The organism is Roseobacter sp. TSBP12, assembly GCF_009129705.1.
Lineage (GTDB): Bacteria > Pseudomonadota > Alphaproteobacteria > Rhodobacterales > Rhodobacteraceae > Celeribacter > Celeribacter baekdonensis_A.
In genome coordinates this window covers 51683-58350 of record NZ_PYIB01000046.1, presented here as the reverse complement: position 1 = coordinate 58350, position 6668 = coordinate 51683, and the positions used below count along the sequence as shown (strand labels likewise).

Annotated in this window: 7 protein-coding genes and 1 tRNA gene; 3 read left to right on the top strand and 5 right to left on the bottom strand. The window is 58.5% G+C overall.

What is annotated here, in order from left to right:
- Positions 1 to 27: 27 nt before the first annotated feature.
- The 5 genes from C8029_RS14350 to C8029_RS14330 form a co-directional block, all read right to left on the bottom strand.
- Entirely contained in the window at positions 28 to 1587 is a 1560-nt protein-coding gene (locus C8029_RS14350; RefSeq protein ID WP_226946345.1) for a TniQ family protein, read from the bottom strand.
- Positions 1588 to 1743: 156 nt separating this feature from the next.
- Positions 1744 to 1820: transfer RNA gene (locus tag C8029_RS14345), tRNA-Arg, on the bottom strand.
- A gap of 75 nt (positions 1821 to 1895) precedes the next feature.
- A complete protein-coding gene (locus C8029_RS14340; RefSeq protein WP_009574074.1) occupies positions 1896 to 3344 on the bottom strand; it encodes a sensor histidine kinase in 1449 nt (482 codons plus the stop codon).
- Positions 3345 to 3364: 20 nt separating this feature from the next.
- Positions 3365 to 4738, bottom strand: coding sequence for a dihydrolipoyl dehydrogenase family protein (locus C8029_RS14335; RefSeq protein ID WP_009574073.1), 1374 nt, complete (start codon positions 4736 to 4738; stop codon positions 3365 to 3367).
- Positions 4735 to 5457 (bottom strand): TVP38/TMEM64 family protein, encoded by a 723-nt coding sequence (locus C8029_RS14330; protein ID WP_152003134.1) that lies wholly within the window; start codon positions 5455 to 5457, stop codon positions 4735 to 4737. The genes C8029_RS14335 and C8029_RS14330 overlap by 4 nt, the downstream gene beginning before the upstream one ends.
- Before the next feature lie 270 nt (positions 5458 to 5727).
- On the opposite strand from C8029_RS14330, the gene rpmH reads away from it, so the two are divergent.
- Genes rpmH through yidD form a run of 3 tightly spaced genes read left to right on the top strand, consistent with a single transcriptional unit; the run spans position 5728 to position 6668 of the window.
- On the top strand, positions 5728 to 5862 hold the full coding sequence (rpmH, locus tag C8029_RS14325) for a 50S ribosomal protein L34 (RefSeq protein ID WP_009574071.1): 135 nt from the start codon (positions 5728 to 5730) through the stop codon (positions 5860 to 5862).
- Between the two features lie 51 nt (positions 5863 to 5913).
- Positions 5914 to 6357, top strand: a complete 444-nt coding sequence (gene rnpA, locus C8029_RS14320) for a ribonuclease P protein component (protein ID WP_152003133.1) — start codon at positions 5914 to 5916, stop codon at positions 6355 to 6357.
- A complete protein-coding gene (gene yidD, locus C8029_RS14315; protein ID WP_009574069.1) occupies positions 6354 to 6668 on the top strand; it encodes a membrane protein insertion efficiency factor YidD in 315 nt (104 codons plus the stop codon). The genes rnpA and yidD overlap by 4 nt, the downstream gene beginning before the upstream one ends.

Sequence of the window (6668 nt, the reverse complement as noted above, 5' to 3'; positions counted from 1 at the left end):
CACCTCATCCGCAAAGGGCCGAAATGGTCATCTTTCAGCTGTTAAATAGACATCTACATCCTCGCGCCAGTAGATCCGGCTCAGATCATGGGGCATCGCCAACAGGGCCACATTGGCATTTCTAAGTTTCATCGAAAGTGAGCCTTGTGGGCGCTGCACGAGCTCTGCGAACTCGCCCAAGGAAATAAAGCTCTCTTGGAAGCGCGCCAAACTGTCAGTTGTGACAACGGTCGCCCCTCGGCGGTATAGCTCGGAGGCATCCACTCCGCACAACATTCCATGTTGAATCAAATACCCTACTGTTTTGGCCGTCACTCTTAACTGCCCGGCGGCGTCACCGATGGAAAGGCGGCTCTCCCCTGCCGCATTGGTTTCGTCCGAAACAAATGTTCTGGATTTTCCACCTTCAGATGAACGCTTTGCGTTTCGAAAGAACTTCTTCTCGCGCTCGTAGGCGTCGAGCATTCCTAGGGTAACAAAACTCATCGGTACGATATCGCCACTAGCCTCACGCGTTGCGAGACCTCGGTAAATCAGATCCTCCGCATTGCGCTTGGCGAACCCCTTCAGCGAAACCGACTTCTGTAGATTCAACGAAGTCATTCCCTCCGAAGGCACGCCAAGCACCAGCACCCCTTTTCTGACGGAAAAATTATCAAAGACGTGTCGCCGCACGACGTCACGCAGGGGCTCGAACTCATCGCCGAGACTCCGGCTCTTCAGCCACGCCATCCAGGGGCCAAAGAGTCGACCGAAAAACCTGCCGTCCACGACGTCCTCGCGAGCCATATCGGCAAGACAATTGGAAAGGGCTACAGGTCCGTCTTTCAGTGTGTCGTAGCCCAAGGCACCATAGCCCATCCAGTCTGGCTCACTGTGCCCCGACAGCACAGCATCTGGCCCCTTTGCGATACGCAGGCCCAGCACTTCACACGCCCGCGACGCCACGTTGAGTTCGAGGCGGTCGATCCATCGGTCGCCCCGCCCGCTCAGGATGCGGTTCGAGAGATATGCCTCGAAAGGACTAGGAGTCGCCTTGAGCACCGGCTGATCCAAAATCCAACCGTGGTGTTTTCGCAGCTGCGCCGCGAAGTCTCTGGCGTCCTTGTGAAATTTCTCGGCTGGAATGCTGATGAGCATGCAGCTGTGTTTCGGGCAGCTCCTGATCGACGAGAATTTCCACTGGAGGCGACGCGGCACGCGCCACGACTCCGCTGCTGACGGCATCTCGGACCGTATGCACTCCGGGCAGACGCGGATGCGCGTGCGCTGAAAGCTCTGAAGGGAGGCGAATTCTTCCCTCAGACGGAAATGGCCTTTACCGAGGTGACGGATAGACACCCGCTCCAATGCGCCCAGGTCACACCCTGCAAGCTGGGCCAATTGTTCTATGGCCACCTTCTCACCACGAAAGAGTGGATCAATCGGAAAGGCAATGTCGCCGCAAAACCTCTGCATCGAAACGGCGCCGTTCCTGGCCGCAAGCCGCGACAGCAAGGAAGTAGCGGGCTCACACGCGGCATGTGCCACCGTCAGCGGCAACTGCGGGAAGTTCGTTCCGGGAGTGGCGGGTAGGCTTTTGACCAAGCGAGGCTTCCGAGATCAGGCAAAGACTGGATTGGCCGGATCTTACGATCGCCTGCTCAACGGAGCAACGCTGCTATGATTTCAGGAAATTCCGCCGCCTGGGTCAGCTACCTGTCACAAAAGTCGGTTTTGCTTGGCATCTTACAATTTGTGAAATGGTGCACCCGAGAGGATTCGAACCTCTGACCCCCTGATTCGTAGTCAGGTACTCTATCCAGCTGAGCTACGGGTGCACTGTGAGGGCGGATTTAGCGAGTGTTGCGGGGGGACGCAAGAGGCCAATGCGCTTTTTTGAAAACTTATTTGGCTTACTCTGCGGCCTCGGCGGTTTCGGCATCGGGCGCTTTCGCATCAGAGGGCGATTGTGCGTAGCCTTTTGGGAGATGGATGGCAAAGGCCGTCCCCGACGTGTCGCTGCGTTCCAGTAAGAGCCGCCCACCGTGACCACGCACCAGTTCGGCGGCAATCGCCAGGCCAAGCCCAAAGCCGCCCTTGCGTGCGCCGCCATGGAACGGCTGGAACAAGTGTTCACGCGCCTTCATCGGCAGGCCCGGCCCGGTGTCCGTGACACTCAGCACCCATTCGTCATCATCCTCAAAGGCCGCCACGGAGATTTCGCCGGGCTTGCCCGTGGCGATAATTGCCTGACGGGCATTGCGCACAAGGTTTGAGAGCACGCGATACATTTGTTCGGTGTCCGCGCGGATGACCATGGTGTTGGGCACGTCTTCGGCAAAGGACAGATCGAAATCCTCAATGGTCAGCCGTTCGCCTTCAATCACCTCCCCCACCAATTCGGCCAGACGCACACCCGCCAGCGCCGGGGCCGGTTCTTCGGCCTTGCCAAAGGCCAAGGTGGATTCGCACAGGTTGACGGCACGTTGGATCGAGTTCACCAGCTTGGGCGCAGAGCGCATCACGCCGGGATCTTGCGACATTTCAAGCCGGTCGGTGAACAACTGTGCCGTGGTCAAAATATTGCGCAGATCGTGGGACACTTTGGCCACCGCTCCGCCCAATTGCGCCAGACGTTCCTTTTGGCGCAGCGCAGAGGTCAGTTCGGTTTCCATCGCCTTCAACGCCACTTCCGCCTCGCGCAATTCAGAAACTTTGGCGGAGGGTTGAATGATCCGGCGGGCGTCTTCGGGCGCTTGGGTGTAGGAGGTCATCGCCCCGATCACCCGTTTGATTGGTCGCACCAAAAGCGCCCGCACGGCCAGGAACAACAAAAAGGCGGTGAAAAACGAAATCGCGGCAGAGAGGGCAAGAATACGCACGCCGTAGTCGATCATCGCGACGCGTAAAGGGGCTGTGGGCAGCGTCACCTCGATCAAAAGCCCGGCTTGTTTGACCGGATCGCCAATCACCCGGATCACCCGTTCTTCGGGATCAAACAGGGTGATCATCGCGTCCCGGATCAGTTCAAACGCCCCAGCCTCGCGCAGATCATAGGTGGCGTGGATTTGTTCGGGGATCGGGGAGGAGAGCACAAGCTGGCGGATTTCATTGCGGCGCAGCACAACGTTATAAACACCCGCATTGGCCAGAAGTTCGTCTTCGAGGTCCATATCGAGGCTGTCATTGGCCAAAAGCGCCAGAGAGGCAATTTGGGCGCGCTCCAGCCGGGACAAGAGGAAATCTTCGCGAAACCGCGCCACCGAGGGCACAAAGATCATGACCTCTGCCGCCATCACAAAGATGAACGTCAGCATCAGGAACCGCCCGGTCAGCGAGTTTAGAAATCGAAGAATGGTCATCATCCCTTATTAGACGCGGCTCACGGCAGGAGCCGTTGAACCAGTTTCACCACTGTTTTGACCTTGGCATTGTCAAACAGTCTGGGAGTAAAATAGGCACTTGCCGCGCGTTTGTTAAGCTCTGCCAATGTGGGATAAGGCGCGACCATGCCCGCAATTTTGCTCATCTTGAGATTTGCGGCGATCGCAAGCGACCAAAGCGAGATCAGCTCACCCGCATCAGGGCCGACAATAGTGACACCCACGGGACGGCTTTTGACCACCATCAGCTTGATGAACCCGCGCCCTGCCCGCTCGGTCGCAATGGCGCGATCATTGCCCGCGTAGTCCGCGCGCAACACCTCAAGCGCCTCACCATGGGTCTTGCGTGCCGCCGCCTCTGTCAGGCCAATTTGCGCCAGTTCGGGTGAGGTGTATGTGACATAGGGAATATGATGGGTTGCGGCTTTCGCCGGCAGGCCAAAGAGCAGCGACCGGATCACCACCCCGGCCTGATAGCCCGCCACATGGGTGAATTGCGGCGTGCCCGAGCCCACATCGCCAATGGCGTAGACCCGCCGATTGGAGGTGCGCAGATGGGCATTCACTTTGATGCCTCCACGATTGCGATCCACATCGGCATGTTCCAGCGACAGGGATTCGGAATTGGCAATGCGCCCGGTGGCAACCAAAAGATGGGAGCCATGACACACGGCGCCCTTCTGCAAGGTCAAAGCCACGCCGCCCGGCTCCGTCGCGACCTTGACCACGGTGGAATGCTCAAGGATTTGCACGCCTTCCGCGATCAACGTCTCTTTGACCAGCTTGACGGCCTCGGGGTCATCGCGGCCAAGCACACGACCGGCCTCCAAAATCGTGACCTTCGCGCCGAAACGCCGATGCGCCAGCGCCATTTCAATCCCAATCGGACCACCGCCCAGGATCACCAAATGTTCCGGCAACGCGGGTTGCGACCACAGCGTCTCATTGGTGAGGTAAGGAACATCTTCGATGCCTTCAATCGGCGGCACCATAGGACGCGAGCCGGTGGCGATGACAAACCTGCGAGCCTTGATGCGGTACTCGCCCGCCTCCACCGCATCCGGCGAGGTAAACCGCGCATGGGCCCGGATCACGGTACAGCCCAGCCCCTCAAACCGTTCCTGGCTGTCATGCGGCGCGATAATGTCGATGGTTTTGTGAACATGGGTGAGCGCGTCGGCATAGCTCATACCCTTCGATGCAGCATGGAGCAGCGCCTTGGACGGAACACAGCCATAATTGAGGCAATCCCCACCCATCTCGCCTTTTTCAATCAGAACGACCCGCGCCCCCATCTGAACCGCACCTGCCGCAACCGACAGCCCGCCGGAGCCCGCCCCGATCACGCAGAGGTCTGTTTTGATCTGTTTCATAATGGCTCCTTGCGTCGTGCTTTGATCAGCATAGGCGCGATTGAGAGCAAACACAGACCCAGAATCGGCAGGAGGATTTTCGGTTCAAACAAAACGCTCAGATCAGGCCGACCGCCTTGATCGAACACCTCGCCCAATCCTGCCCCCACAGAGGTCAGAATGAGAGCGCCGGGAATGATGCCAAGGGCGGTGGAAATCACAAAGCGATGAAAGGCCACGCCGAACAGGGCCGGCAAAAGATTGGCGACGAAAAACGGCACCACCGGCATGAAGCGCATCAGGAACAGCATCGACCATTGGTTTTTGTCGATGCCTTGCTTGATCTTGTGAATGCGCCCTTCGGAGGCATCCAATTTTGATGCCAACCACTCGCCAAGGCCCCAACGCGCCGCCAGAAACAAAAGCGAGGCCCCCAATGTGGCGCCGGTGATGTTGAAGATCACGCCAGGGAACGTGCCAAACAAAAAGCCGCCTGTGAGAGTCGCGACTGTGGCACCCGGAAGGGAAAACCCGACGATCACCGTGTAGGCGGCGACAAATCCCAAGACGGTGAGCGCATAATGCGCATCGCGCAGCGCGATCAGGCGCATCCGATTCTCCGACAGCGCCTCATAGCTCAAGGCATCACGAAACACATAGGCCAAAGCGAGCGCCAAACAGAGCAGCACCAGCAGCGGCACAAGATGTTTGCGCTGTGTCGAGGAGGGAGCTTCGGCCAAGATGCAATCCTTTTGGCTATGAATTTGCGCGATTTCCTGCAAAATGGGCAATCAAGCGGCCAGTGACCAGCGTTTTACGCCCGGCTCACGCGGCAGTGATGCCCTGCTCTCAAATTCCCCGACATCGGGGCAGTTTGTTACAGAAATACGTCGCATGTGAATTGACAAGCGCCCGCTGCCCTCCTATTGGCTGGGCTTCGAAACACTTACCGCCTTCGAATCCCCGTTCTTTGGGGGTTTGGGCCCTGATCAACCGATGGAGACGGCGCGATGAAACGCACCTACCAACCGAGCAACCTCGTCCGCAAGCGCCGCCATGGCTTCCGTGCCCGTATGGCGACCAAAGCTGGCCGTAAAATTCTCAACGCCCGCCGTGCGCGCGGCCGTAAGTCCCTCTGCGCATAAGCCTGCGACCGGGACATCCTTGAGAGTTTAGACTTTTAGGGGCGAGACCAAATGACACCGCCGGACGCACCCAAGGCAGAGGCAAGCGCCACAGCCGCAGGTCCGCGACCGGCGGTTTTGTCATGCGCCGATGCCAATGCAAAACCTCAGATGGACACGCTGCGCAAACGCGCCGATTTCCTGAAGGCTGCGCGTGCGCGGCGTCAGGGCACGTCGAGCTTTTTGCTTCAGGGACGCAAACGGGGCGAAGGCGAGACCGCAAGCGGCATTCGCGTCGGCTACACCTGTTCCAAAAAAGTCGGCAACGCGGTGTTTCGCAATCACGCCAAACGGCGCCTGCGCGAGGCCGCCCGCCTTGTCATTCCTGAAATGGGACGAGAGGGCTGGGATTATGTGCTGATCGGCAAAAAGGCCGACACCAGCGCACGCCCGTTTGATCTTTTGCTCAAAGACCTGAAATACGCGATGCGCAAGGTGCACGGAGACACACGATGACTCCGCTGGCCTATGTCGTGTCCCTCCCCGTGCGCGCTTACCGGCTTATTTTCAGCCCGTGGATTGGCTACAATTGTCGCTATCAACCGACATGTAGCGCTTATGCGATGGAAGCGCTGGAAAAACACGGCGCACTCAAGGGCAGCTATTTGACCATTCGCCGCATTGGCCGATGCCATCCGCTGGGTGGGACCGGCTATGACCCTGTACCGGACCCGAAAAAGCCACACAGCCACACCCATTGCCACCACACCCATTGCCACCACGACCACGTCAAACACGATGGCGCCCCAGATAGCACCGAGGAGTGA